The sequence below is a fragment of the Sphingomonas sp. BL-S-25 genome, assembly GCF_055521555.1.
The window spans coordinates 3,831,254-3,855,963 of sequence record NZ_CM145486.1 but is presented as its reverse complement, the minus strand read 5'-3'; the positions used below and the strand labels follow the sequence as shown (position 1 = coordinate 3,855,963).

The 24,710-nt window shown below is 67.1% G+C and carries 24 protein-coding genes; 16 read left to right on the top strand and 8 right to left on the bottom strand.

Annotated features, from left to right (window positions below; translation table 11 throughout):
- Positions 1-14: 14 nt before the first annotated feature.
- The 6 genes from ACZ1H8_RS18685 to hutI all read right to left on the bottom strand — a co-directional run bounded on the left by ACZ1H8_RS18685 (position 15) and on the right by hutI (position 7,578).
- The gene (locus ACZ1H8_RS18685) at positions 15-1,265 is read right to left on the bottom strand and encodes a cysteine dioxygenase (protein WP_465178721.1); all 1,251 of its coding nucleotides are present in this window, start codon (positions 1,263-1,265) and stop codon (positions 15-17) included.
- Positions 1,266-1,371: 106 nt separating this feature from the next.
- Entirely contained in the window at positions 1,372-2,394 is a 1,023-nt protein-coding gene (locus tag ACZ1H8_RS18680) for an oxidoreductase (protein WP_465178720.1), read from the bottom strand.
- Between the two features lie 63 nt (positions 2,395-2,457).
- Positions 2,458-4,110: a urocanate hydratase gene (gene hutU, locus ACZ1H8_RS18675; RefSeq protein ID WP_465178719.1), complete on the bottom strand. Its 1,653-nt coding sequence runs from the start codon at positions 4,108-4,110 to the stop codon at positions 2,458-2,460.
- Positions 4,107-4,907: an N-formylglutamate deformylase gene (gene hutG / locus ACZ1H8_RS18670; protein WP_465178718.1), complete on the bottom strand. Its 801-nt coding sequence runs from the start codon at positions 4,905-4,907 to the stop codon at positions 4,107-4,109. The genes hutU and hutG overlap by 4 nt, the downstream gene beginning before the upstream one ends.
- Complete coding sequence (hutH, locus tag ACZ1H8_RS18665) at positions 4,904-6,394, bottom strand: histidine ammonia-lyase (protein WP_465178717.1); 1,491 nt, start codon at positions 6,392-6,394, stop codon at positions 4,904-4,906. The genes hutG and hutH overlap by 4 nt, the downstream gene beginning before the upstream one ends.
- Complete coding sequence (gene hutI, locus ACZ1H8_RS18660) at positions 6,391-7,578, bottom strand: imidazolonepropionase (RefSeq protein WP_465181421.1); 1,188 nt, start codon at positions 7,576-7,578, stop codon at positions 6,391-6,393. Before hutI ends, hutH begins: the two co-directional genes overlap by 4 nt.
- A 52-nt stretch (positions 7,579-7,630) precedes the next feature.
- Here hutI and ACZ1H8_RS18655 point away from each other — a divergent pair, with 52 nt between their 5' ends.
- From ACZ1H8_RS18655 to ACZ1H8_RS18630, 6 genes are all read left to right on the top strand, one after another.
- A complete protein-coding gene (locus tag ACZ1H8_RS18655) occupies positions 7,631-8,956 on the top strand; it encodes a formimidoylglutamate deiminase (RefSeq protein ID WP_465178716.1) in 1,326 nt (441 codons plus the stop codon).
- Positions 8,953-9,609: a UTRA domain-containing protein gene (locus ACZ1H8_RS18650; protein ID WP_465178715.1), complete on the top strand. Its 657-nt coding sequence runs from the start codon at positions 8,953-8,955 to the stop codon at positions 9,607-9,609. The genes ACZ1H8_RS18655 and ACZ1H8_RS18650 overlap by 4 nt, the downstream gene beginning before the upstream one ends.
- 184 nt (positions 9,610-9,793) lie before the next feature.
- Positions 9,794-11,275, top strand: a complete 1,482-nt coding sequence (locus tag ACZ1H8_RS18645) for a L,D-transpeptidase family protein (RefSeq protein WP_465178714.1) — start codon at positions 9,794-9,796, stop codon at positions 11,273-11,275.
- A gap of 18 nt (positions 11,276-11,293) precedes the next feature.
- The gene (locus tag ACZ1H8_RS18640; RefSeq protein ID WP_465178713.1) at positions 11,294-11,614 is read left to right on the top strand and encodes a hypothetical protein; all 321 of its coding nucleotides are present in this window, start codon (positions 11,294-11,296) and stop codon (positions 11,612-11,614) included.
- Between the two features lie 189 nt (positions 11,615-11,803).
- Positions 11,804-12,856 carry a bifunctional nicotinamide-nucleotide adenylyltransferase/Nudix hydroxylase gene (locus ACZ1H8_RS18635; RefSeq protein WP_465178712.1) on the top strand — a complete coding sequence of 351 codons (1,053 nt, stop codon included), beginning with the start codon at positions 11,804-11,806 and terminating at the stop codon, positions 12,854-12,856.
- 62 nt (positions 12,857-12,918) lie between these two features.
- Complete coding sequence (locus ACZ1H8_RS18630; protein ID WP_465178710.1) at positions 12,919-14,319, top strand: nicotinate phosphoribosyltransferase; 1,401 nt, start codon at positions 12,919-12,921, stop codon at positions 14,317-14,319.
- Here the strand turns inward: ACZ1H8_RS18630 and ACZ1H8_RS18625 are convergent.
- Positions 14,316-15,494 (bottom strand): MFS transporter, encoded by a 1,179-nt coding sequence (locus tag ACZ1H8_RS18625; RefSeq protein WP_465178708.1) that lies wholly within the window; start codon positions 15,492-15,494, stop codon positions 14,316-14,318. The genes ACZ1H8_RS18630 and ACZ1H8_RS18625 overlap by 4 nt on opposite strands.
- 97 nt (positions 15,495-15,591) lie before the next feature.
- Between ACZ1H8_RS18625 and ACZ1H8_RS18620 the strand changes: the two genes are divergently transcribed.
- From ACZ1H8_RS18620 to ACZ1H8_RS18590, 7 genes are all read left to right on the top strand, one after another.
- Positions 15,592-16,488, top strand: a complete 897-nt coding sequence (locus tag ACZ1H8_RS18620) for a LysR family transcriptional regulator (RefSeq protein WP_465178707.1) — start codon at positions 15,592-15,594, stop codon at positions 16,486-16,488.
- A gap of 161 nt (positions 16,489-16,649) precedes the next feature.
- A complete protein-coding gene (gene rpsF, locus ACZ1H8_RS18615) occupies positions 16,650-17,042 on the top strand; it encodes a 30S ribosomal protein S6 (protein ID WP_465178706.1) in 393 nt (130 codons plus the stop codon).
- Positions 17,043-17,056: 14 nt separating this feature from the next.
- Positions 17,057-17,281, top strand: coding sequence for a 30S ribosomal protein S18 (gene rpsR, locus ACZ1H8_RS18610; RefSeq protein ID WP_010543816.1), 225 nt, complete (start codon positions 17,057-17,059; stop codon positions 17,279-17,281).
- A gap of 12 nt (positions 17,282-17,293) precedes the next feature.
- The gene (rplI, locus tag ACZ1H8_RS18605) at positions 17,294-17,905 is read left to right on the top strand and encodes a 50S ribosomal protein L9 (RefSeq protein WP_110153213.1); all 612 of its coding nucleotides are present in this window, start codon (positions 17,294-17,296) and stop codon (positions 17,903-17,905) included.
- 113 nt (positions 17,906-18,018) lie between these two features.
- On the top strand, positions 18,019-18,582 hold the full coding sequence (locus ACZ1H8_RS18600; protein ID WP_465178704.1) for a hypothetical protein: 564 nt from the start codon (positions 18,019-18,021) through the stop codon (positions 18,580-18,582).
- A 197-nt stretch (positions 18,583-18,779) separates the two neighbouring features.
- Complete coding sequence (locus ACZ1H8_RS18595; RefSeq protein WP_465178702.1) at positions 18,780-19,436, top strand: CAP domain-containing protein; 657 nt, start codon at positions 18,780-18,782, stop codon at positions 19,434-19,436.
- 124 nt (positions 19,437-19,560) lie between these two features.
- On the top strand, positions 19,561-20,262 hold the full coding sequence (locus ACZ1H8_RS18590; RefSeq protein ID WP_465178700.1) for a CAP domain-containing protein: 702 nt from the start codon (positions 19,561-19,563) through the stop codon (positions 20,260-20,262).
- Positions 20,263-20,274: 12 nt separating this feature from the next.
- Here ACZ1H8_RS18590 and mutL read toward each other — a convergent pair whose 3' ends face one another.
- Positions 20,275-22,101, bottom strand: coding sequence for a DNA mismatch repair endonuclease MutL (mutL, locus tag ACZ1H8_RS18585; protein WP_465178698.1), 1,827 nt, complete (start codon positions 22,099-22,101; stop codon positions 20,275-20,277).
- Between the two features lie 148 nt (positions 22,102-22,249).
- Between mutL and ACZ1H8_RS18580 the strand changes: the two genes are divergently transcribed.
- From ACZ1H8_RS18580 to mreD, 3 genes are read left to right on the top strand one after another with little or no spacing between them, the layout of a single operon-like run.
- Positions 22,250-23,290 carry a rod shape-determining protein gene (locus ACZ1H8_RS18580; RefSeq protein WP_110153219.1) on the top strand — a complete coding sequence of 347 codons (1,041 nt, stop codon included), beginning with the start codon at positions 22,250-22,252 and terminating at the stop codon, positions 23,288-23,290.
- A gap of 19 nt (positions 23,291-23,309) precedes the next feature.
- Positions 23,310-24,197, top strand: coding sequence for a rod shape-determining protein MreC (mreC, locus tag ACZ1H8_RS18575; protein WP_465178696.1), 888 nt, complete (start codon positions 23,310-23,312; stop codon positions 24,195-24,197).
- Entirely contained in the window at positions 24,194-24,709 is a 516-nt protein-coding gene (mreD, locus tag ACZ1H8_RS18570; RefSeq protein ID WP_219997920.1) for a rod shape-determining protein MreD, read from the top strand. Before mreC ends, mreD begins: the two co-directional genes overlap by 4 nt.
- Position 24,710: the final 1 nt, after the last annotated feature.

Here is a 24,710-nt window from a genome sequence, read left to right as displayed (position 1 = left end):
GCCACCTTGTCCGTTCAATAGTCGCGCCATTCCTCGCGCATCTTGTTCTTGAACCAGAGATAATCGGCGTCGCTGTTCGGATCGAACCGCGCGATGTCCCATTTCTGGAGGTAATCGAAATACGGCCAGTGCACGTCGTTGGTCGCGGCATATTGATAGCACTGGATCGTGATGCAGGGCTCGGTGCCGGTATTTTCCAGCTTGTGGAACTGGTTGAGCCGCGCCGAGATCCACGCGACCTCGTTGGTGTCGAACTTCTGCGTTCCGAACGGCGTCTCGTGATGGCAGGACAGCATCGGGAACAGGTGGACGTCGATCGCGCCGTTCAGCACCTTGATCACCGCATCGGCGCCGCCATGATCGTGGATCGGCGAATAATGGTTCGACGGCCAGATCTCCATCACGAACGGGATCCCCGGGGACTCGCCCTGGTTGCCGCCCAGGGTGATGCGCAGATAGGTCGCCAATGGATCGGGCTCGCCGAACTCGCTCGCCTTCTCCTTCAGCTTTTCGAAGCACCACAGGCCTTCTGTGTTGATGCTGTTGGCGATCGCCTTGGAGAAGTCGGGGAAGTCCGGCGTGTCGAGGACGAAGCTTTTGCCGGCGACATTCTCGTACAGTTGCTGACAGGCAGGTGTGAGGTTCGCCGGAACCGCCACGCGATCGGTGGTGAGCGCGACATCGTCCATCGTGATTTCGTCGTGCGACACGACGCGCATCGGCGTCGCCCAGGCGACCGGATCGCGCCAGATCTCGGCCTCGCCGCGCACCTCGGCGCGCAGGTCCACCGTCGTCACATCGCACAGCCAGTGCAGCGGATCGGGTGCGCCATCGGTCGGCTTGGGCGCCAGCTCATAGTCGAGCAGCATCGTCTCCAATCGCATCTCGCCCTTGCCATAGCGCAGCCGGCGATTGTGGCAGTCGATGCTGAACCAGTAGGGGCACAGCGGATCCACATCGAGACCCACTTCGGGCATCCAGTCGGGGCCGACGTCGAGCCGCACCAGCGTATGCCATTCGCCGTCGCGGAATGTTGACAGCGTCACCTCACCGAAGCCGACGTCCCAGCGATAGCCCGGTGCGCCCCAGCATTCGGCGCGCAGCACGACGCTGAAACGCCTGCGCTGCGCGACCGCGAAGGCGATCGTCCCCTGCCCCTTGACCGGCAGCCGCGCCTTGCGCGGTTCTCCGGCCTCGTCCGCCTCACCCGCGCCCAGCAGCAGCCGTGCGGGCACGCTCATGAAATCACCGATTGCGTTCGCCATGACATCCTCCCCCAGTTGGAGCCGCGGAGCCTAGGCGGCACGACCAGAGAGGCAATCGGCGAGCGGCGCTAAATTGAAGCCGTTTTCGAGCTATTATACGATCGTATCACAAGCGGATACGGCGCCCCTCGCTCGCGCTCTGGCGGGCGATGTCGATCAGCCTGAGGCCCGCAACCGCATCGGCGGGATCGACCGGGACCGAGCCCTTGCCTTCGATGGCGCGGGCGATGCCGGCATAGAAACGCCTATAGTCGCCGCGTTCGGACATGATCGTCTCGCTAGACCCGTCGGTGTGCCACAGGACGCCGTGATTGGCGGGATCGTCGATGCCGAACTCCGGCGCCGAGGCGCTGCCGCCCGCACGCATCCAGGGTTCCTGCGGGTCGAGGCCGTGCTTCACGAAGCCTGCCTTCATCCCGTGGAGCGCGAAACGCGGCCGACGTGCCATGACCAGGCGCGACGCCGAGAGGATCACCCGGCGCTGACCATAGTGAAAGGTCAGGTCGAAATAATCGTCGGAGTGGGCGCCGTCGCGCTGGATCGCCAGATCGCCGGTGACCGCCTCGGGCATGCCGAACAGCACCAGGGCCTGGTCGATCAGGTGTGGACCAAGATCGGCGAGCATGCCGCCGCCCGGCTCGTTCCGGTCGCGCCAGCGGCTGGTCACTTCGGGGCGGAACCGGTCCCAGCGGAATTCGGCAAGGCGGATATCGCCGAGCACATCGGCATCGATCAGCCTGCGCACCGTCAGGAAGTCGGCATCCCAGCGGCGATTGTGAAACGCGCTGAGGACGAGCCCCCTGGCAGTCGCCAGCGCGATCAGCGCCTCGCCATCCTCCACTGTGATCGTGAAGGGCTTGTCGATCACGACATGCTTGCCCGCCTCCAGCGCCGCGCGGGCGAGCGGAAAATGGCTGTCATTCGGCGTCGAGATCGCGACGAGGTCGATCGACGGGTCGGCGATCAGCGCCTCGGGGCTGGTCACCGCAACCGCCGAATAGCGCTCGCGCACCAGATCGAGCTTGGACGTCGCGATCGCCGCGAGTTCGAGTTCGGGGACCGCATCGATAAGCGGGGCGTGAAACGCCATCCCGCCCAGGCCATAGCCGATCACTCCCGCGCGGATCATCACCGTCTCCCTCACCTGCCGATCACGCGCTCGCCTTCTACGTCGGCGGCGATGTTTTCAAGGTCACAGGCTCGGCAGGTTCAATCCCTTCTCGCGCGCGCAGTCGATCGCGATGTCGTAACCGGCATCGGCGTGGCGCATGACGCCGGTCGCGGGGTCATTCCACAGCACCCGCTCGAGCCGCCGGGCGGCGTCCTCCGTGCCATCGGCGACGACGACCATCCCCGAATGCTGCGAATAGCCCATCCCGACCCCGCCGCCATGATGCAGCGACACCCAGGTCGCGCCGCTGGCGGTGTTGAGCAGCGCGTTGAGCAGCGGCCAGTCCGACACCGCGTCCGATCCGTCCCTCATCGCCTCGGTCTCGCGATTGGGGCTGGCGACTGAGCCGCTGTCGAGATGATCCCGGCCGATCACCACCGGCGCGTCGAGCTCGCCCTTCGCCACCATTTCGTTGAACGCCAGACCCAGCCGGTGCCGGTCGCCCAGCCCGACCCAGCAGATCCGCGCCGGCAGTCCCTGAAACTGGATCCGCTCGCGCGCCATGTCGAGCCAGCGGTGGAGGTGGTGGTTGTCAGGCAGCAGCTCCTTCACCTTGGCATCGGTCTTCCAGATGTCCTCGGGATTGCCCGACAGCGCGGCCCAGCGGAACGGCCCGATCCCGCGACAGAAGAGCGGCCGGATATAGGCGGGGACGAAGCCGGGAAAGGCAAAGGCATCGGCAACGCCCTCGTCCTTGGCGACCTGGCGGATATTGTTGCCATAATCGAGCGTCGGGACGCCCATGTGGTGGAAGTCGAGCATCGCCTCGACATGAACCGCCATCGACCTGCGCGCGGCCGCCTCCACCTCGTGCGGCGCGTTTTCCCGCCCGGCGAACCATTGATCGAGCGTCCACCCAATCGGCAGATAGCCGTTGATCGGATCATGGGCAGAGGTCTGGTCGGTCACGACATCGGGCCGGATGCCGCGATACACGAGTTCGGGCAGGATCTCGGCCGCGTTGCCGAGCAGGCCGACCGACACCGGGGACGTCGCGGTGCGGATGATGTCCAGCGCCTCGTCGATGCTGGTGGCGCTGCGATCGAGATAGCCGGTCTTCAGCCGCATCTCGATGCGGCTCGGCTGGCATTCGATCGCCAGACATGAGGCGCCCGCCATCGTCGCCGCCAATGGCTGGGCGCCGCCCATGCCGCCAAGCCCCGCGGTCAGGATCCACTTGCCGCTCAGGTCGCCACCGAAATGCTGGCGCCCCACCTCGACAAAGGTCTCGTACGTGCCCTGAACGATGCCCTGCGTGCCGATATAGATCCACGACCCGGCAGTCATCTGGCCGTACATCATGAGCCCCTTGCGATCGAGCTCGTGAAAATGGTCCCAGTCCGCCCATTTGGGCACCAGGTTGGAATTGGCGATCAGTACGCGCGGCGCATTCTCGTGCGTGCGGAACACACCGACCGGCTTGCCCGACTGGACCAGCAGCGTCTGGTCGCCGTCGAGATTGCGCAGCGCGGCGACGATCCGGTCATAGCTTTCCCAGTCGCGCGCGGCGCGGCCGATCCCGCCATACACGACTAGGCTCTCCGGCGCCTCGGCGACGCGCGGGTCGAGATTGTTCATCAACATTCGGAGCGGCGCCTCGGTCAGCCAGCTCTTCGCGGTCAGATCGGGTCCGGTCGGTGCCTGGATATGGCGGGCATTGTCGATGCGGGTCATGTCTGGCTTTCTGCGAAACTGATGCAAGCGGAGAGGATCGGGAGGAGCACCGACTGCATCGGCGCGGCGCGCGCCTCGTCCCAGGCGGGCGGCCAGTCATAGGGGCCGACCTCGTCGAGATAGCCGCGCATCGCCAGCTCCATCTGGATCGCGTGCACACCCTTGGCCGGCTGGCCGTAATGACGGGTGGTCCAGCCGCCCTTGAACCGGCCGTTGGTGATCCAGCTGCCGCCGCTGCGGTCGCAGATCCGCTCGACCGCGCGGGTCAGCGCATTGTCACAGGATCTGCCGTCGTTCGAGCCGATGTTGAACTGCGGCAGTTCCCCGTCGAACAGCCGGGGCGCGAAGCTGCGGATCGAATGCGCCTCGTACAGCACGATCGCCTTGTGCCGGGCGCGGAGCCGATCGATCTCGCCCTGAAGCGCGGTGTGGTAGGGTTCGAAATAGAGACGCTTGCGCCGCTCGATTTCCGCCGCATCGGGTTCGCGACCGGGACGCCAGAGCGGTTCGCCGTCGAAGGTCGTCAGCGGGCACAGGTCGGTGGTGGTCTGGCCGGGATAGAGCGACACGCCCGACGGATCGCGGTTCATGTCGATCACCGTGCGCGAGATCGTCGTGCGGAAGATCGTTGCGCCGAGTTGCCGCGCAAAGTCGTAGAGCCGGTCGATATAGAGATCGGCATCATAGCGTGCCCGCTCCACCGAATGGACATCGCCCAGCAGATCGTCCGGCACCTCTGTTCCCGCATGCGGGATCGAGACGATCAGCGGTGCATCGCCGCGGACGATGCCGATCATTGCTCCACTCCCGGCAGGTCGGTTTCGAGTTCACGCAGCAACGACCGTGCGACGGCCATGTCGGGCGCGAAATGGCGATCCTCCTCCAGCGTGGGGACGCGATCGCGCAGGATCGCGCGAGCGCGCTCGAGCCGGTCGCTGGACCTGAGCGGCGCGTGGAAGTCGCATCCCTGTGCCGCCGCCAGATATTCGATGCCGATCACATGACCGAGATTCCCTGCCATCGCCAGCAGCCGGCGGGCGCCATGCGCGGCCATCGACACATGATCCTCCTGATTGGCCGAGGTCGGGATCGAATCCACGCTGGCGGGATAGGCACGCTGCTTGTTCTCCGACACCAAGGCCGCGGCGGTGACCTGGGGGATCATGAAGCCCGAATTGAGTCCCGGATGCGGCGTGAGGAATGCCGGCAATCCCGACAGCGCCGGATCGACCAGCATCGCGATCCGTCGTTCGGACAGGCTGCCGATCTCGCAGATCGCGAGCGCGATCATGTCGGCGGCGAACGCCACCGGCTCCGCATGGAAATTGCCGCCCGACAGTGCCTCACCCGTATCGGCGAAGATCAGCGGGTTGTCGGTCACGCCATTGGCCTCGACCTCCAGCGTCGCCCCCGCCTGGCGCAGCAGGTCGAGACAGGCGCCCATCACCTGGGGCTGGCAACGCAGGCAATAGGGATCCTGAACCCGCTCGTCGTCGATCCGGTGCGACGCGCGGATCGCCGACCCGGCCATCAGGTCGCGCAGCGCCCCCGCTACCTCGATCTGCCCGCGATGGCCGCGCAGGCTATGGATGCGCGGATCGAACGGCGTGTCCGATCCCTTTGCCGCCTCGATCGACAGCGCGCCGGTGACCAGTGCGGAGCGAAATAGATGCTCGGCCTCGAACAGGCCGGCAAGCGCATGGGCGCAGCTGAACTGCGTGCCGTTGAGCAACGCCAACCCTTCCTTGGGACCCAGTGTCAGCGGTTCGAGCACCTCCCGCGCGGCGCGGCGCCCACCGTCGACGACCACCTCGCCGACGCCGATCATCGCCGCGGCCATATGCGCCAGCGGCGCCAGGTCGCCGCTCGCCCCGACCGATCCCTGTCCCGGGATCACCGGCATGATATCGCGGGCCAGCATGTCGGCGAGCATCGCGATGGTCGCGGGGCGCACGCCCGATGCGCCCTGCGCCAGGCTGCTGAGCTTCAGCGCCAGCATCAGCCGCACCACCGGCAGCGGAACCGGATCGCCCACGCCCGCGGCATGGCTCAGCACGATGTTGCGCTGAAGCGTCTCCAGGTCCTCGTCACCGATCCGGACGCTCGCCAGCTTTCCGAAGCCGGTGTTGATGCCATAGACCGGTTCGTGCCGCGCCAGGATCGCCTCGACAGCCGCGGCGCTGGCCGCGACCGCATCGTTGCACGAACGATCGAGCGTCGGGCGCGCCCCCTCATAAATGGCGCGCCATTCGGAAAGCCTCACCTGGCCCGGTCGCAAGATCATCGTCCTCCAATCACTCTGCTGTGAAGCGGGTTGAACCCGATCCGGTAGACCAGCTCGGCCAGGCTCCCGACGTCCCAAATTGCAAGATCGCAGGCCTTGCCCGGCTCCAGCGTCCCCACCTCACCCTGCAAGCCAAGCGCCCGGGCGGCATGGCGCGTCACGCCGAGCAGGCACTCCTCGACCGTCAGCCGGAACAGCGTGGCACCCATGTTCATCACCAGCAGCAGCGAGGTGAGCGGCGAAGTGCCGGGATTGCAGTCGGTCGCGATCGCGATCGGCACGCCGGCGGCGCGAAGCGCATCGACCGGCGGCAGCCGGGTCTCGCGCATGAAATAGTATGCCCCGGGCAGCAGCACGGCGACGGTGCCCGAAGCCGCCATTGCTGCGACGCCTGCATCATCGAGATGCTCGAGATGATCGGCCGACAATGCGCCATGCCGTGCCGCCAGCGCCGCGCCATGCTGGTTGGACAGCTGTTCGGCGTGGAGCTTGACCGGCAGGCCGTGCGCGGCCGCGGCCACGAATACCCGCTCGGTCTGGGCGGGGGTGAAACCGATGCCTTCGCAGAACACATCGACCGCATCGGCGAGACCGACCATCGCGGGCATCATCCGGTCAGCAACGAGATCGACATAGCCATCGGCAGCGCCACGATATTCCGGCGGAAGGGCATGGGCGCCAAGGAAGGTGGTACGGACCCGCACGTCGCGCACGGACGCCAGTGCCCTTGCCGCGCGCAGCATCTTCGCTTCATCGTCCAGCGTCAGGCCATAGCCCGACTTGATCTCGACCGTGGTAACCCCTTCCGCGATCAGTGCGTCGAGCCGCGGCAGGCTGGCCGCGACCAGATCGCTTTCGCTCGCTGCGCGAACCGCGCTCATGGTCGAGACGATCCCGCCGCCGGCGCGCGCAATCTCTTCGTAGGAGGCGCCCTGCAACCGAAGCTCGAACTCGCGCGCCCGGTCGCCGGCATGGACGAGATGGGTATGACAATCGATCAGCCCGGGCGTGATCCAGCGGCCCTCGCAATCGATGCTCTCGATCGCATCGGGCGCTTCCGCCTCGCCGCCGACATGGATGATCCGGCCATTGCTCGCCGCAATGCAGCCCCGCTCGATGATGCCGAGCCCGGCGCCGGTCATCGTCGCCAGACGGGCGTTACGCCAGATCCGATCGGCAGGAATCGTCATGCGGGTTGTGTTGGACATGCCACCCAATATGTCTAGACATATTCGCATGACACTCTGGTTTGAGACGGCGTGGATCGAGGGCGGCTGGTCCGATCGCGTGCGATTGAGCATCGCCGATGGGCGCATCTCGCATGTCGAGCGGGACGTCGATCCGGAACCTTCGGATGAGCGCCATGCGATCGGCGTGCCGGGACTGCCCAATGTCCACAGCCACGCGTTCCAGCGCGGCATGGCCGGTCTCGCTGAACGCCGGGCACCGGGCGGCGACGATTTCTGGTCGTGGCGCGATCTGATGTATCGCTTCGTCGAGCGGATCACGCCCGAGGACCTGCAGGCGATTGCGGCCCAGGCCTATGCCGAGATGCTGGAGACCGGCTTCACCCAGGTCGGCGAGTTCCACTATCTCCACCATCTGCCCGACGGTACCGCGAGCACCGAGATGGCCGCGGCGATCGCCGAGGCGGCGCGCGGGGCGGGCATCGGCTTGACCCTGCTCCCGGTCTTCTATGCACAGGGCGGATTCGGCGGCGCCCCTGCTCGGCCGCAACAGGCCCGGTTCGTGACCGATCCCGATGGCTTCGCGCGACTGGTGCAGGACAGCCGCGACATCGTTGCCGACCTGCCGGGCGCTCATATGGGCATCGCGCCGCACAGCCTGCGCGCTGCGACCCTCGATCAGCTTCGAGCGATCCTGCCGCTCGCCCAGGGCGGTCCGGTCCATATCCACATCGCCGAGCAGGTTCGCGAGGTCGAGGATTGCCTGGCCTGGAGCGGCCAGCGCCCGGTCGCGTGGCTGTCCGACCGGATGCCGGTTGGGCCCGACTGGACGCTGGTCCATGCCACCCACCTGACCGAAGCCGAACGGCGCGTCATCGCGCAAAGCGGTGCAGTGGCGGGGCTCTGCCCGATCACGGAGGCCAATCTGGGCGACGGGCTGTTCCCCGCCGCGGTCTATCTCGCCGAAGGCGGCGCGATCGGGATCGGCAGCGACTCCAATGTCCGGATCGATGCCGCGGAGGAGCTGCGCCTGCTCGAATATGGCCAACGCCTGACTGTGCGTGCGCGCAACATCCTGGCCAGCGACGCACGACCGGCGACCGGCGCACGACTGTTCCAGGCAGCGCTCGACGGCGGCATTCGCAGCCTGGGCATTCCGGGTGACGAGGCGAACTATGTCGCACTGAACGCGCAGGACCCGGCCTTTGCCGATCGCAGCGGCGACACGCTGATCGACAGCTGGATCTTCGCCGCGCGCGCGCCCATCGATTGTGTCTGGCACCGCGGCGTCAAGCGGGTCGCGGGCGGCCGACACGTCGACCGCGATGCGATCGGGCAGCGCTACCGCGCCGCGCTGGGGCGGCTGGTCGGGTGACGATCGAGGCGAGAATCCACGCCGAGATCGAGTCGCGGATCCGATCGGGCGAATGGGCGCCCGGGACCCGCATCCCGTTCGAGCATGAATTGGTGACGCAGCATGGCTGCGCCCGCGCGACCGTCAACAAGGCGCTGACGCGGCTGGCGCGCGAGGGGCTGATCGAGCGCAGGCGCCGCGCGGGCTCGTTCGTCGCCCGCCCCCGCATCCGCTCCGCCGTGGTCGAGGTGCCCGACATCGGCGCGTTGATCAGCGCGCGGGGTGAGGCCTATCGCTGGCAGCTGGTGTCGCGCGAGCGCGCAGGCGAGAGGCTGGAGCTCAGCGGCGTCCACCATGCTGGCGACCGCCCCTTTGGCTGGGAAAGTCGCTGGCTCGACCTGACCACCGTGGTCGAGGCGGAGAGCGTGGATTTCGAGGTGAACGCGCCGGGCCGATGGCTGCTCGACACGGTGCCCTGGACCGATGCGCGTCACCGCATATGCGCGATCGGCGCCGGTCCGGTCGAGGCGCATCATCTGGCGATCCCGGAGGGAGCGCCGTGCCTGAAGATCGAGCGCTGGACCTGGCGCGCCGGCGCACCGGTGACCCATGCGACCCAGATCTTTCCTGCAGACCATTATGACCTGATCGAGGATTTCGGTCCGCGAGAATAAATTTCTGTTGTTCCGCGCTCCCCGGAATTATCGGGTTTCGACCGTAAGTGGTTGAGGAACGAAACAGAGCGATCGTCCGTTCCGGCGCGGGGCTTTCCGAAGAGATACCTAGCACAGGAGCGGCGAACCGTGTATCGAGCGCGACCAAGCGTTGGCGGTTTCAGGGTAGAGTAGAGACATGCAGATGCAGAGTAAGAAAGCGTTGGGACGCGTTGCGTTCCTGGTGGGGGCCGGACTCGTGGCCGCGCCGTTGGTCGCGCAGCAGGCGACACCCACCCCCTCTCCCACCCCCAGCGGCACGCCGCAGACGGTTCAGGCCGTTCCGCAGGCCGCCCCGCTTCCCCAGCTGAGCCAGGGTCAGGCCTCGCAGCTCCTGACGCTGTTGAGCGAAGCGCGTTATGCGCATGGACTGGTCCATGACGCGGCCCCAGTTACTGATCCCGCCAGCAACGACGAACTGGTCCGCGCCGCGCTCGACTATGCCCGCGCGGTCCATAGCGGACGCCTTGCCCCCGAGGATTTCCAGAGCGACTGGGCGCTGCGCCCCGCCCCCTATGACCCGATCCCCGCCTTCACCGATGCGGTGAAGCGCAACCGCATCAAGCAGTGGATGGACTCGCTGCCCCCGCCCTATGCCGGCTATGACGGGTTGAAGGCCGGGCTCGACACCTATCGCCGCATCGAGGATGCGGGCGGCTGGAAGCAGCTTGCCGCCGGCCCCGATATCGGCCCCGGCGCCACGGGCGCGCGGGTGCTGGCGCTGCGCCAGCGCCTGGCGGTCGAGGACAGCCAGGTGGCTACGACCGGCGACACCTATAATGCCGAACTGACCGAGGCGGTGAAGCGTGCGCAGCGCCGCTATGGCCTGAACCCCACCGGCACGGTCGCGGCCCAGACGCGCGCCGCGCTGAACGTGCCGGCCAGCCAGCGGGTCCGCCAGATCATGGCGAACATGGAGCGGTGGCGCTGGCTGCCGCAGGAGCTTCCGCGCAACCGGATCCAGGTGAACATCGCCGCGGCGGTGCTGACGGTGTTCGAGGGCGATCAGCCGATCACCTCGATGCGCGCGGTGACCGGCGCCCCGGGCGGCCGCGAAACGCCGATGCTTCAATCGAAGATCCATTCGATCGTGCTCAATCCGCCCTGGAACGTGCCGACCGGCATCGCCAACAAGGAATTGTTTCCCAAGGGCGCGGCCTATCTGGCGCGCAACGGGTTCAAGGTGATCGGCAGCGGCGCCGGCCGCCGCCTGCAACAGCAGGCCGGACCGCAGAGCGCGCTCGGCCGCTACAAGTTCGATTTCGACAATCCGTTCGCCGTCTATCTGCACGACACGCCGAGTCAGTCGACCTTCTCGCGCTTCGACCGGCTCGCCAGCCATGGCTGCGTCCGGCTCGAAAAGCCGGCGGCGCTGGCGCGGCTGTTGCTGCGCAACGATCCGAAATGGACGCCCGAGGCGATCCAGGCGACGATCGACGGCGGGAAGACGACCCGGGCGCAGCTGCGTCCGGAAGACGAGGTCGCGGTGTACCTGCTCTACTGGTCTGCCTATGCCAGCTCGAACGGCATCAATTTCCGCAACGACCCCTATAGCTGGGACAAGACGCTTGCGACGCGCATCGAACGCCGCTCGGCCATCCAGGCCGGTGTGGTCAAGGGACGATAAAGGGAAGCATCACCGATCATGAAGAAGACCATCCGCAGCATCGCTCTGGTTTCGTTCGGCGCCCTGGCGCTTGCCGCCTGCTCGGGCAGCAACGAGACGAACCAGGTTTCGGTCGACACCAACGTCACCAACGTCGTCGAGACGCCGGTCGAGACCGCGCCAGTCGAGACCAATGTCGTCGAAGCCACCACCCCGATCGCGAACGCAGCGCCGATCCCCGAGCCGGCACGCGATACGGTCAGCGAAGCGCAGCAGACCGCCGAGGATGCCGATGCGACCGGCCTGACCTCGCGCGTCGATCGCGGCACGACCGACGAGTCGGGCCAGCCCGCCCAATAAGGTTCGGCAGATTGCGTCAGGCGGCGCGCGGCGAAAGCCGGGCGCCGTTTGCATGTCCGGAACCGGCGATCCGTGCGGAAATCGGCGACGGACCGCGTGCCCCGCCCTTGCGACTCGAACCGCGCGGGCCTAACATGCGTTTGTCGATGGGGAGTCCATCGGCACCAGACTTTTTCGAGGGAGCCTCGAATGCATGCGAACGAATTCAGCGTCTTCATCGGACGCTTTCAGCCCCTGCACATCGGCCATGAACATGTGGTGCGGCAGGCGCTTTCCCGGACCAGCCATGTCATCGTCCTGATCGGATCGGCCAATGTCGCGCGCGATCCGCGCAACCCGTTCACCTATGACGAGCGGGTGGCGATGTTCCGCAAGAGCTTCGCCTATGAAATGGCGAACGGTCATCTGATCATCGAGCCGCTGGACGATCACCTCTATTCCGACACCGCCTGGTGCGCCGAGGTCCAGGCGCGGGTGAAGCGCATCGCGCTGTCGGTCGGGACGGGAACGGGCGACGACGACACGCCGCGCGTCAGCCTGGCCGGTTACGGCAAGGATGCCACCAGCTATTATCTGAAGATGTTCCCCGAATGGGAAAATATCCAGATCGACAGCCAATATGGCACGTTCAGCGCCAGCGACATCCGCCAGCAGTATTTCCAGCGCATTCCGGCGGTGCCGCGCACGATCCTGTCCCCCGGCGTCGCCGAATGGCTCGACCAGTTCGCGCTGGGCGAGGAATTCCGCACCTTGCTGGCGGAGCGCGAATATCTCGATGCCTATCCCGCACAGTGGGGCAAGGGGCCGTTCGTCACTGCGGACGCGGTGGTGATCCAGTCGGGCCACATCCTTCTGGTCGAGCGGGGCCGCCTGCCGGGCAAGGGGTTGCTGGCGCTGCCGGGCGGGTTCGTCGATCCGGCCGAGCGCGTGCGCGATGCGGCGATCCGCGAACTGCGCGAGGAAACCGGCATCAGCGATGCGAAGGGCCAGATCCCGCCGGCGATGCTCGCATCCTTCATCGACGACAGCCGCACCCGCATCTTCGACGCACCGGATCGCTCGCTGCGCGGGCGGATCATCACCCACGCCTTCCTGTTCCGCCTGCCCGAACGGCGCAGCCTGTTCACGGTCAAGGGCGGCGACGATGCCGCGCACGCCCATTGGTACCGCGTCGGCGATCTGAGCGCGGAACAGTTTTTCGAAGATCACTGGTCGATCATCAACCTGATGGCCGACCTCTGAAATCCCCGAGCGCCGGGGAGTCCGGTGCGCGGGTGTCCACCCGAATGTGAGGAGTTCACATCATGACGAACCTGATCCTGGCGACCGACAGCTACAAGCAGAGCCACTTCCGCCAATATCCGCCTGAGGCGCGGACGATCAGCGCCTATGTCGAGGCGCGCGCCAATCCCTTTGCCGACGAGCTGATCTTCTTCGGCCTGCAGGCGCTGCTGCTCGGCGCGCTCGCCGACCCGATCGACCAGGCCGACATCGACGAGGCCGAAGCGGTCTGCGCCGCGCACGGCGTGCCGTTCAATCGCGCCGGATGGGACGCGATCCTGGCCGATCATGGCGGGTTCCTGCCGCTCGAGATTAGCGCGCTGCCTGAGGGCAGTCTGATCCCCAGCGGGGTGCCGATGGTACAGGTCGAGAATATCGATCCGCGCATGCCCTGGCTGGCGACGTTCATCGAAACCACGCTGCTTCGCGCCATCTGGTATCCGAGCACGGTCGCGACGCTGAGCGGCAAGGCGAAGCGGATCATCCATGCCGGGCTGGTGCGCAGCTCCGACGATCCGATGGGCCAGCTGCCCTTCAAGCTGCACGATTTCGGTGCGCGCGGCGTCTCTTCCGCCGAGAGCGCGGCGCTGGGCGGGCTGGCGCATCTGGTCAATTTCAAGGGCACCGACACGATGGAGGCGCTGGCCGCCGCCCGCCGTTTCTACGGCGCGACCGAGATGCCGGCCTTCTCCATCCCCGCCGCAGAGCACAGCACGATGACCAGCTGGGGCCGGACCCGCGAGGAAGCCGCCTATGCGAACATGCTGCGCCAGTTCAAGGCCGAGGGGAAGACGGTCGCCGTCGTCTCCGACAGCTACGACCTGGACAATGCGGTCGCCAATATCTGGGGCGGCAGCCTGCGCGACACCGTGCTGGGCGATGGCGGGACGCTGGTCGTCCGGCCCGACAGCGGCGATCCGGTCAAGACGCCGGTGCGGACACTTCACACGCTGTGGGAGAAGTTCGGCGGAAGCATCAATGCCAAGGGCTTTCGCGTCCTCGACCCGCATGTCCGCCTGATCCAGGGTGACGGCATGAACATCGACAGCATCGCCCGGCTGGTCGACCGCGTGGTCGAGAGCGGCTTCGCGATTGACAACATCGCCTTCGGCATGGGCGGTGGCCTGCTCCAGCTGGTCAACCGCGACACGCTGCGCTTCGCGATGAAGGCCAATGCGATGCAGGACGATGCCGGCACCTGGCACGATGTCAGCAAGACCCCCGCGACCGATCCGACCAAGGGATCCAAGGCAGGGCGTCAGGCGGTGATCGAGGAAGGCGGGCGGCTGGTCGCCCGCCGACTGGATGCAGTGGCACCGGGCGCCAGCCTGTTGCAGCCGGTGTGGCGCGCGGGCGAGCTGCTCCGGCGCGTGACGCTGGACGAGGTCCGCGCGCGCTCCGAAGCAGCATTGCTCGCCGACTAACCGACCTGCGCAAGCCCGGCCGGTGCCCCGTGCGCCGGCCGGCGACGCGTGACCAGCACCAGCGCCAGTCCTGCGCCCGCCATCAGCGCCGCCGCGACCGAGACAGCGCCATAGCCCAGCCCCAGTCCGATCACCCCGCTGCCCGCCGCCGCGCCGATCGCATTGCCCAGGTTGAACGCGCCGATATTCATCGCCGATGCGAGGTTCGGCGCATCGGCCGCCGCGTTCATCACCCGCATCTGGAGCGGCGGGACCAGCGCGAAGCTGGCGATGCCGATCGCGAACAGCAGCACCGCGGCGGCAATCGCCGACTGCATCACGAACGGGAAGACGAGCAGCAGCAGGATCTGCGTGGCCATCGCGACGATCAGCGTCCGGTCGACCGACCGGTCGGCAAAGCGGCCGCCCGCCCAGTTGCCGATCGCCAGACCGACGCCGAAGATCATCAGGATCAGCGTGACCGCGAGCGATGACGCCCCCGCCTCGCCCTCAAGGATTGGAGTCACGAAGGTGAACAGCGCGAACATCGCGCTGAAGCCGATCGCGGTCAGTGCGAGCGCCAGCAGGACGTTGCCGCGCTTGAGCACCGCCAGCTCCGACCGGGCATCCCCGCTGGCATTGGGCAGCGTGGCCGGCAGCGATGCCCAGAGTGCCATCATCGTCAGCACGCCCAGGCCGGTCGTCCCCCAGAAGGCCGCGCGCCAGCCGAGATGCTGGCCGATCCAGGTGGCCAGCGGCACCCCGGCAATCGTGGCGACGGTCAGCCCGGTGAACATCGCCGCCACCGCGCTCGCCTGACGCTCGGCGGGGACGAGCCCCGCCGCAACGACTGCGCCGACCCCGAAAAACGCGCCGTGGTTGAGCGACGTGACGATCCGCGACACCAGCAGCAACGCGTAGCTGTCGGCGATCGCCGAGAGGAAATTGCCGAGCGTGAAGATCGCAGCCAGGCCGATTAGCAGCGTCCGCCGTGGCACCCGCCCGGTGGTCAGCGTCATCAGCGGCGCGCCGATCAGCACGCCCAGCGCATAGGCGCTGACCAGCAATCCGGCAGTCGGGATCGATACGCCCAGGTCGGCGGCCATCACCGGCAGCAGACCCATGGGGGTGAATTCGGTAACGCCGATGCCGAAGGCGCCGGTCGCCAGGGCCAGCAGCGGAGGATTGATCTTCACGGTCTTGCACTCCAAATCGTTCGGGGCACAAGTGGACCTGCGACATCGCACCGTGTACCACCGTTTCCGGCGAAACATCTGTGATCGGAACGCACAAATGCCACGCGAGCGGATCGACCGGGCGAGCGAGATGGAGGTGTTCGCGACGATCGTCGAGCGCGGCAGCTTCTCCGCCGCGGCGCGCCTGCTGGGGCTGACCCCCTCAGCGATCAGCCGCGTCGTCTCGCGGCTCGAGGGTCGGCTGGGCATCCGCCTCCTGTCGCGCACCACCCGCGCGCTTGCCCTGACGCCCGAAGGCGAGGCCTATCACCGTTCGGCGCTGCGCATCCTGCGCGACTTGGAGGAGACCGAGCGGTCGCTTGCCGATCAGGCCGCGCCGCGCGGGCGGCTCCGGGTCAGCGCGACCCTGGGCCACAGCCGCAAGGTGATCATCCCGCTGATCCCCGAGTTCCTCGAACGCTATCCCGGGATCCAGCTCGATCTGAGCCTGACCGACACGATCATCGACCTGATCGAGCAGCGCGCCGATGTCGCGATCCGGATCGGTCCGCTCCTCGACAGCCCGCTGATGGCGCGGCGGCTGGCGGAATCGACCCGCACCGTCGTCGCCTCCCCCGCTTATCTCGCCCGGAACGGCGTCCCGCAGGTGCCCGAGGACCTGCTCGACCATAATTGCCTGGGCTTCAACTTCCGCCGGGCGGAGCCACGCTGGGCGTTTCGCCGCGGCGACGAGACCTTTCTGCTCGCGGTGCGCGGCAATATCGAGGTCAACAGCGGCGAGGCGATGGTGCAGCTGGTCCATGCCGGCATGGGAATCGCCCGGGTCGGCAGCTTCCATGTCGCAGAGGATATCGCGGCGGGTCGTCTGGTCGCGCTGCTGGAGGAGTATAACCCGCATGATGTCGAGACCATCCATGCGCTGTTCGCGGGTGGCGCGACGGTGCCGGCGCGGGTACGCGTGTTCATCGACTATCTGGCCGAGAAGCTGCGCTGATGTGTGCCGCCCGCCGCTTGCATTGCCCCGTCGTCTCCGCTAAGGGCCCGCCTTCGCTCATCAGGAGTCCGCTCCCGCATGCGCGATAGCTTGATTGAACGACAGCCGGAGGGGCGTCACACGGGGTGACGTCAGCGATCGGCCAACAGTGAGAAAGATGCATGGCTCTTTACGAGCATGTGTTCCTTGCGCGCCAGGACCTGGCACAGGCGCAAGTGGACGCACTGGCGGAAGCCGCCACCAAGATCGTCGAGGACAACAACGGCAAGGTCGTCAAGACCGAGACCTGGGGTCTTCGCAGCATCGCCTATCGCATCGCGAAGAACCGCAAGGCGCACTATGTCATGCTCGAAATCGACGCGCCCGCAGGCGTGGTCGCCGAGCTGGAGCGCCAGACGCAGATCAACGAAGACGTCATCCGCTACATGACCGTCAAGGTCGATGCGCTGGAAGAAGGTCCGAGCGTGATGATGCGCAAGGGTCAGGACCGTGAGCGTCGTGGCCGTCGCGAGCGCGACGATGCCGGCGGCAACACCGGTTTCAGCGGCGAATAAGGGAGTAGAGACACATGGCACGACCCTTTTTCCGTCGCCGCAAGAGCTGCCCCTTCTCCGCGAAGGACGCTCCCCGGATCGATTACAAGGACGTCCGTCTGCTGCAGGGCTTCGTGTCCGAGCGCGGCAAGATCGTCCCGTCGCGCATCACCTCGGTGAGCGCGAAGAAGCAGCGCGAACTGGCCCAGGCCATCAAGCGCGCCCGTCATCTGGGCCTGCTGCCCTACATCGTTAAGTAAGGAGCGCCCGACATGGACGTCATTCTGCTTGAGCGCGTCGAAAAGCTCGGCGCCATCGGCGACGTGGTGAAGGTGAAGGACGGGTTCGCCCGCAACTTCCTCCTGCCGCGCAAGAAGGCGCTTCGCGCCAACGAAGCCAACAAGAAAGTCTTCGAAGCCAATCGCGATCGTCTGGTTGCCGAGAACGCAGCCCGCCGCACCGAGGCCGAGAAGGAATCGAAGACGCTCGAGGGCGTTTCGGTCACCCTGATCCGCCAGGCATCGAACGCCGGTCAGCTCTACGGCTCGGTCGCGGTTCGCGATCTGGTCGACGCGCTGGTCGCCGATGGCCACAAGGTCAACAAGAGCCAGGTCGTTCTGGACAAGCCGATCAAGTCGATCGGCCTGTACAACGTCAAGGTCGCGCTGCACCCGGAAGTCGCCGTCACCGTCAAGGTGAACGTCGCCCGCTCGCCGGAAGAAGCCGACATGCAGGCGCAGGGCGTCGACGTGATGGCCGCGATGTTCGAGGAAGGCCGTGACACCACGGGCTTCGTCGAGGATTACGATCCGAACGCCGAGCCGGGCGCGACCGCCGAAGTTCAGCCGGAAGCGGCCGACGAAGGCGAGACCGCCGAGGGCTGAGCCGTTCGACGATCAGGAAATCAGGCCGTCCCGGATCTTCCGGGGCGGCCTTTTTCTTTTGCATCCAGTCGCATAAGGATCGTGCTTCGGGCATGACGACAGGGACGAAGCGCATGATGAGGACGATCGCGGCTCTGGTCGCCCTGACCTGCGCATCCTCGGCATGGGCACAACAGGCCCCTGTGAGCACCGCCCGGCCCCAGGACATGACACAGCGCGAGCCGCGCCCCGCCGACACCCAGGCGCCGGCCCCGGCGCCGGATCGCGACTGGGTCGGCGCCTGGTTGATCCTGCCGATGAGCACGACCGCCTGTCAGGCGACCAGCCAGATGGGCGATTCCGCGACCTTCGTCAGCTATATCGAATTCGAGAAGGAAGCGCCGCGCCTGGTCCTGCTCAACGACCGCTGGCGGCTGAGCAAGGGTCAGGCCTTTGCCGCGACCCTGTCCTGGGACGGATGGCAGACGAGCGTTCCGCTCAGCTTTTCGGCGGACCAGACCCCGTCGGGCCGGTCGGTGCTTGGCGCCGCCCTCCCGGTCAGCTTCAGGCCGGGAGTGGTGGCCAGCGGACGCTTTGCGCTGCGCATCCCGGCGCTGGGGCTCGACACCCAGATCGGCTTTCCGCAGGGCGCGACCCCGATGTTCGATGCCGTCACCCGCTGCAATGCCCAGAACTGATGGTATTTCATCGACGCCAGGCACGAAAAAGGGGCGTCGCGGAAAGATGACGACGCCCCTTCTCTCGGGTGACGGTGAAATGTCGTGTTAAGGACAGGTCACGCACGCTCCGATCACCGCAGCGAGCGGGATCAGTGCGAGCATCACGGGCAGCACCTGTTTCATGTTCTTACCTGTCGCCTTGTTGACTTGACCGAATGAACGTCCGGACCGCCCCAAGGTTGCGCGCGGCCGGCGCGGCACTGGCCGCGCTCCTTCTCGCATCGGCCGCAGCCCCGCCGACCGCCCCGGTTTCGCAGCAGCGCGCGCTGGAACAGGCCATCCTCACCGAACTCAATTTTGCCCGCGCCAACCCGCGCAGCTATGCCGAGCGGCTGCGCAGTTACCGCAATTATTTCCGCGGCAAGATCGTCTATTATCCCGGCAATCCCGACGGGCTAATCACCGCCGAGGGAACGGCCGCCGTCGACGAGGCGATCCGGGTGCTCGGCCGCCAGCAGCCTGCTCCGTCGCTGACTGCCGCACCACTGCTCGCCCGCGCCGCCGCCGACCATGTCGCCGAACAGGGGCCGCGCGGCGCAACCGGACACACCTCGGCCAACGGCAATCGCGCCGCCCAGCGCGTCACCCGCCGCGGCGGCGGGACCTACGTGGCGGAGAACATCACCTACGGCCCGCCCAGCGCGGTCGAGGTCGTGCGCCAGCTGATCGTCGACGACGATGTGCCGGGTCGCGGACATCGCCGCATCGTCTATGCCGCCGAGCTGCGCCATGTCGGCGTGGCCTGCGGCCCGCACCGGCGCTATCGCATCATGTGCGTCATGGTCCTCGGTCGCACGCCCGATGGCAGATGACCGCCGGCGGTTTGGCGGATCGTGGAATTACCAACTGTCCTGACCCTGCCCTGACGCGCTAGGTCCGGCCTTCTGATTTCCACGGCGGCTTCCGTGCGCGGCCCGGTTTCGAGGGGGATCTGGTGTGAAGGCATTGGTGGTTGCCGTCGCGGCGCTCGGTGCGTGCTGGACGATGGTCGGCGGCATGTCCGATCCCGCCGCAAGGGTCCCGCTCGAACAGCAGGTCCTGTCGCAGCTCAACTGGGCGCGCCAGCATCCGCACGATTATGCCGATGCGCTGCGCGACTATCGCCGAACCTTCGACGGTGATCTTCTCTATCTGCCAGGACAGGGCGTCGCGATCGCGACCAGCGAAGGCACCGACGCAGTGGACGAGGCGATCGCCTTTCTCGAGCGTCAGGACCCGCTGCCGCCGCTCACGCTCGATCAGGTGCTGACGCTGGCCGCTCGCGACCATGCGGACACCCAGGGGCCGGTCGGAACGGTCGGGCATGGTTCAGCCGACGGCGCCTCGCCCGGCCAGCGGGTCAAACGCCGCGGCGGCGGCATCTATGTCGGCGAGGGCATTTCCTACGGCTTCGACGATGCCGCCCAGGTCGTGCGTCAGCTGATCGTCGACGACGGCGTACCGGGCCGAGGTCATCGCCGGCTGGTCTATGACCCCAATTTTCGCTTCGCCGGCATAGGCTGCGGCGCGCATCGTCGCTACGGCCATATGTGCGTCATCGATTTTGCAAGGACGCCGCGCGGCGATGCGGGTGATCCGTCGCCGCGCCGCCGGATGGTCAATGGCAAGATGCAATGGGTGCCGAGCACGGTAGACTGAAGCAATCGGGCACTATTTCCGCCCAAACAGCTTCTCGATATCCCCATGCGCCAGCTTCACCCAGGTCGGGCGCCCGTGGTTGCACTGGCCCGAATGGGGCGTGACCTCCATCTCACGCAGCAGCGCGTTCATTTCGGCGACCGACAGCACCCGGCCGGCGCGGACCGATCCGTGGCAGGCCATGGTCGCGGCGACGTGATCGAGCTTTTCCTTCAGGCTCAGCGCCTCGTCGAAGCTTGCCAGTTCATCGGCCAGGTCGGTGACGAGGCCGTGGACATCGCCCTGCCCCAGCAAAGCCGGCGTCGCGCGAACCAGCATCGCGCGTGGGCCGAAGCGCTCCAGATCGAGACCGAATTCGGCCAGTTCCGCGGATCGTGCTTCCAGCCGGTCGCAGGCGGGTTCGTCCAGCTCGACCACCTCGGGCAATAGAAGCTGCTGCGAGGCGACACCGCCGGCCGCCACCGCACGGCGCATCCGCTCCAGCACCAGTCGCTCATGCGCGGCATGCTGGTCGACCAGGACCAGCCCGTCCTCGGCTTCGGCAACGATATAGGTCCGTGCCACCTGCCCGCGCGCGACACCCATCGGGAAGCGGTTCGTCTCGGGAACCGGACTATAGGCAGCCTCGGCCCGCGCCTGGGGTGGCGGGACATAGCTGCCGCGCGCCTCCGCAACGCGCGACTGGGTCAGATGATCGACGGGCGTATAGGGTGCGCTCGCGCCCTCGCCGAAGGCGAAGGACGGTGCGGGAGCCGGCGGCGACCAGATTGATCCCTGACCGCTGTCGGGCGCGGGCGGCAGCGATCCCGGCTGCCACATGTCGAGCGCGGCCTCGCTCGGGCGCTGCACGCTGCGATGCCCCGCGGCGTCCAGCGCCCGGCGCAGGCCGCTGACGATCAGCCCGCGCACCAGCGACGGGTCGCGGAACCGCACCTCCGTCTTGGCGGGATGGACGTTCACATCGACCTGGTCGACGGGCACGTCGAGGAACAGGGCGACCACCGGATGCCGGTCGCGCGCCAGCATCTCGGCATAGGCACCGCGCACCGCGCCTACCAGCAGCCGATCCTTCACCGGCCGCCCGTTGACGAACAGATATTGGTGATCGGCGACGCCGCGATTGAAGGTCGGGATTCCGGCCACCCCGCCCAGCACCACGCCCTCGCGCTCGAAATCGATCGCGACGCTGTTCTCGGCCAGCGCGCGGTCGGTCAGGCCGGCAACGCGCTCGGGCTGGGTCTCACCGCCCTGCACGCCCAGCACGCGGCGTCCGTCATGCTCGACTGAGAAGGCGATATCGGGCCGCGCCATCGCCAGGCGCTTCACCACATCCAGGCTGGCGGCGTACTCGGCCCGCGACGAGCGCAGGAACTTGCGCCGCGCCGGCACGCGCGCGAAGAGCTGCTCGACGCGCACCCGGGTGCCGGGCGGCAGCGCCGCCGGGCCTTCGTGCAGTTTCTGACCATTATCGACGCTCAACGCCCAGCCTTCCGCGCCGCGCACGCGACTCTCCAGGCTCAGCATCGCGACGCTGGCGATAGAGGGCAGCGCTTCGCCGCGAAAACCCAACGTCGTGACTTGGTCGATCTCGTCGTCGGGCAGCTTCGAGGTCGCATGACGCTCGAGCGCGAGGGTCATTTCGGGCGGGCTCATGCCGCATCCGTCGTCAGTGACTTCGATCAGATCGGTGCCGCCCGCGGCGAGGCGCACGGCGATCCGTGTGGAACCTGCGTCGATCGCATTTTCCACCAGTTCTTTCAGCGCGCTGGCAGGGCGTTCGACCACTTCACCGGCGGCAATCCGGTTGACAAGATGCTCTGGGAGACGGCGTATTGACACGACCGACGCTCTAGCCCAAGCGGCGGCATTCCGCGACCCGCATCCGCCAGAAAACCGAGGCTGGAGTCGATCCACCCCGGTCGGGTCGGGAATAATTATGTGCGAACAGCAGCGCCGTTCGGGCCGGGGCTGCAGGACGGGACGGTTGATGGTTTTCTCGCGCTTTTTCAAATTCATGTCGCATGACATGGCGATCGATCTGGGTACGGCGAACACGGTCGTCTACCTGCGCGGGCGCGGGGTCGTGCTGAACGAACCGTCGGTCGTCGCGGTCGAGACGCTGAACGGCGTTCGCAAGGTCAAGGCAGTCGGCGACGACGCCAAGCTGATGATGGGCAAGACCCCCGGCACGATCGAGGCGATTCGGCCGCTGCGCGACGGCGTGATCGCGGACATCGACGTCGCCGAACAGATGATCAAGCACTTCATCCAGAAGGTGCATGGACAGCGTCGCTTCATGCGCTGGCCCCAGATCGTGATCTGCGTGCCCTCGGGCTCGACCTCGGTCGAGCGCCGCGCGATCCGCGACGCCGCGTCGAACGCGGGAGCGAGCCAGGTCTTCCTGATCGAGGAGCCGATGGCGGCCGCGATCGGTGCCGACATGCCGGTCACCGAGCCGATCGGCTCGATGGTCGTCGATATCGGCGGCGGCACGACAGAAGTCGCGGTGCTGTCGCTGCGCGGCCTCGCCTATTCCACCTCGGTCCGCGTCGGCGGCGACAAGATGGACGAGGCGATCGTCTCCTATGTCCGCCGCAACCACAACCTTCTGATCGGCGAAGCCACCGCCGAGCGGATCAAGCAGGAAGTCGGCGTCGCCAAGCCGCCGGCGGACGGCATCGGACTGACGATCCACATCAAGGGCCGCGACCTGGTCAATGGCGTGCCGAAGGAAATCCAGATCAACCAGGGCCAGATCGCCGAGGCACTGAGCGAGCCGGTCGGCACGATCGTCGAGGGCGTTCGCATCGCGCTCGAGAACACCGCGCCCGAGCTGGCTGCCGACATCGTCGACCAGGGCATCGTCCTGACCGGCGGCGGCGCGCTGCTGGAAGGCATCGACGAGGTGCTGCGCGACGAGACCGGCCTGCCGGTGACGGTTGCCGAGGACCCGCTGACCTGCGTCGCGCTGGGCACCGGTCGCGCGCTGGAAGATCCGGTCTTCCGCGGCGTGCTGCTCGCGGTCTGACAAAGGGACTTCGGGGGACATGGCGCCGCCACGCAACCGGCGCCCCGGCTTTTCCAGACGGGCGCAATACGGGCTCTTCCTTGGCTATGTCGGCGCAGTTGCCGGAGCGCTGATCGGCGCTGTCCTGCTGCTGCTGTCGTTCTTCAACCCGCCGGCCTATGCCGCCGTGCGCGGTTTCTTTGCCGAGATCACGACGCCGATCTCGTCCGGGTTGGCCTGGGCGACGAGCGGCGTCGCCGGCGCGCCGCAGGGCGTGTCGCAGCATTTCAACGTGAAGGCGGAGAATGAGCGGCTGCGCAAGCAGATTGCCGACGACGAGGCACTGGTCGCGCGCGCGCGCACGCTGCATCAGGAAAATCGCCGGCTGCGCGCGCTGCTTCAGGTTCGCGACGTCACCACCGATGCGGTCATCACCGCACGGTTGGTCAACAGTTCGGCCTCGTCCACCCGCCGCTATGCCACGCTGAACGCCGGATCCTGGCAGAAGGTGGAGCGCGGCCAGGCAGTGCGCGAGGCAGCGGGACTGATCGGCCAGGTGATCGAGACGAGCCCCAATACCTCGCGCGTGCTGCTGATCATCGACCCCGACAGCAATGTGCCCGTGCGCCGTACCCGCGACGGCATGCCCGCGATCGCCAAGGGGCGCGGCGACGGGCTGCTCGATATTCGCGCCGCAGGTCTGTCGAACATGATGTTCCGACCGGGCGACGTCTTCGTCACCTCCGGCACCGGCGGCATCTTTCCGCCGAACATCCCGGTCGCCAAGGTCGTCACCAATCAGCGCGATTCCGCGGTGGCCGAACCGTCGGCGGATCCCAACGCGCTCGACTTCGCGATGGTGCAGCGCATCTACCTGCCGCCCCCTGCCCCCAGCCCGACCCCGACGCCCGGGGGCGCGGCCAAGTGAGGCGTCCCGCGCCCTTCATTCCCATGGGCGCCCGCGACGGTCAGTATCGGGCCCGCTGGCTGGCTCCGCTGTCGGTGATGCTCGGCTCGATGGTGACCATCCTGCCGTTCATCGCGACCTTTGCCTGGCTGCCGCCCTTCGGGCTGATCATGCTGCTCGCCTGGCGGCTGCACCGCGCCGATACGCTGAAGGTCTGGGCGGCGGTGCCGCTCGGCCTGTTCGACGACATGTTCAGCGGCCAGCCGATGGGCAATGCGATGCTGTTGTGGACGCTGACGTTCATCATGATCGACGTGATCGACACCCGGCTGGTCTGGCGGGACTTCTGGCACGACTGGCTGATCGCGGCGGGCGGCATCGCCTTCTGCCTGATCGCGGGGCGGCTGATCGCGACCGATATCGGCGCCCATGTCGAAACCACCTTGCTGGTGCAGATCCTTGTCTCGACGGCACTTTTCCCGCTCGCGACGCGCTTCTGCGCTTGGCTCGACCGCGATTTCCGGAGAAGCTGAC

Excerpts from the sequence above, each read along its gene's own strand:
- ACZ1H8_RS18685 (WP_465178721.1), bottom strand. The coding sequence starts at position 1,265 with ATGGCGAACGCAATCGGTGATTTCATGAGCGTGCCCGCACGGCTGCTG.
- ACZ1H8_RS18680 (WP_465178720.1), bottom strand. The coding sequence starts at position 2,394 with ATGATCCGCGCGGGAGTGATCGGCTATGGCCTGGGCGGGATGGCGTTT.
- hutU (WP_465178719.1), bottom strand. The coding sequence starts at position 4,110 with ATGACCCGCATCGACAATGCCCGCCATATCCAGGCACCGACCGGACCC.
- hutG (WP_465178718.1), bottom strand. The coding sequence starts at position 4,907 with ATGATCGGCATCGTCCGCGGCGATGCACCGCTGATCGTCTCGATCCCG.
- hutH (WP_465178717.1), bottom strand. The coding sequence starts at position 6,394 with ATGATCTTGCGACCGGGCCAGGTGAGGCTTTCCGAATGGCGCGCCATT.
- ACZ1H8_RS18655 (WP_465178716.1), top strand. The coding sequence starts at position 7,631 with ATGACACTCTGGTTTGAGACGGCGTGGATCGAGGGCGGCTGGTCCGAT.
- ACZ1H8_RS18645 (WP_465178714.1), top strand. The coding sequence starts at position 9,794 with ATGCAGAGTAAGAAAGCGTTGGGACGCGTTGCGTTCCTGGTGGGGGCC.
- ACZ1H8_RS18640 (WP_465178713.1), top strand. The coding sequence starts at position 11,294 with ATGAAGAAGACCATCCGCAGCATCGCTCTGGTTTCGTTCGGCGCCCTG.
- ACZ1H8_RS18635 (WP_465178712.1), top strand. The coding sequence starts at position 11,804 with ATGCATGCGAACGAATTCAGCGTCTTCATCGGACGCTTTCAGCCCCTG.
- ACZ1H8_RS18630 (WP_465178710.1), top strand. The coding sequence starts at position 12,919 with ATGACGAACCTGATCCTGGCGACCGACAGCTACAAGCAGAGCCACTTC.
- ACZ1H8_RS18620 (WP_465178707.1), top strand. The coding sequence starts at position 15,592 with ATGCCACGCGAGCGGATCGACCGGGCGAGCGAGATGGAGGTGTTCGCG.
- rpsF (WP_465178706.1), top strand. The coding sequence starts at position 16,650 with ATGGCTCTTTACGAGCATGTGTTCCTTGCGCGCCAGGACCTGGCACAG.
- rpsR (WP_010543816.1), top strand. The coding sequence starts at position 17,057 with ATGGCACGACCCTTTTTCCGTCGCCGCAAGAGCTGCCCCTTCTCCGCG.
- rplI (WP_110153213.1), top strand. The coding sequence starts at position 17,294 with ATGGACGTCATTCTGCTTGAGCGCGTCGAAAAGCTCGGCGCCATCGGC.
- ACZ1H8_RS18600 (WP_465178704.1), top strand. The coding sequence starts at position 18,019 with ATGATGAGGACGATCGCGGCTCTGGTCGCCCTGACCTGCGCATCCTCG.
- ACZ1H8_RS18595 (WP_465178702.1), top strand. The coding sequence starts at position 18,780 with ATGAACGTCCGGACCGCCCCAAGGTTGCGCGCGGCCGGCGCGGCACTG.
- ACZ1H8_RS18580 (WP_110153219.1), top strand. The coding sequence starts at position 22,250 with ATGGTTTTCTCGCGCTTTTTCAAATTCATGTCGCATGACATGGCGATC.
- mreC (WP_465178696.1), top strand. The coding sequence starts at position 23,310 with ATGGCGCCGCCACGCAACCGGCGCCCCGGCTTTTCCAGACGGGCGCAA.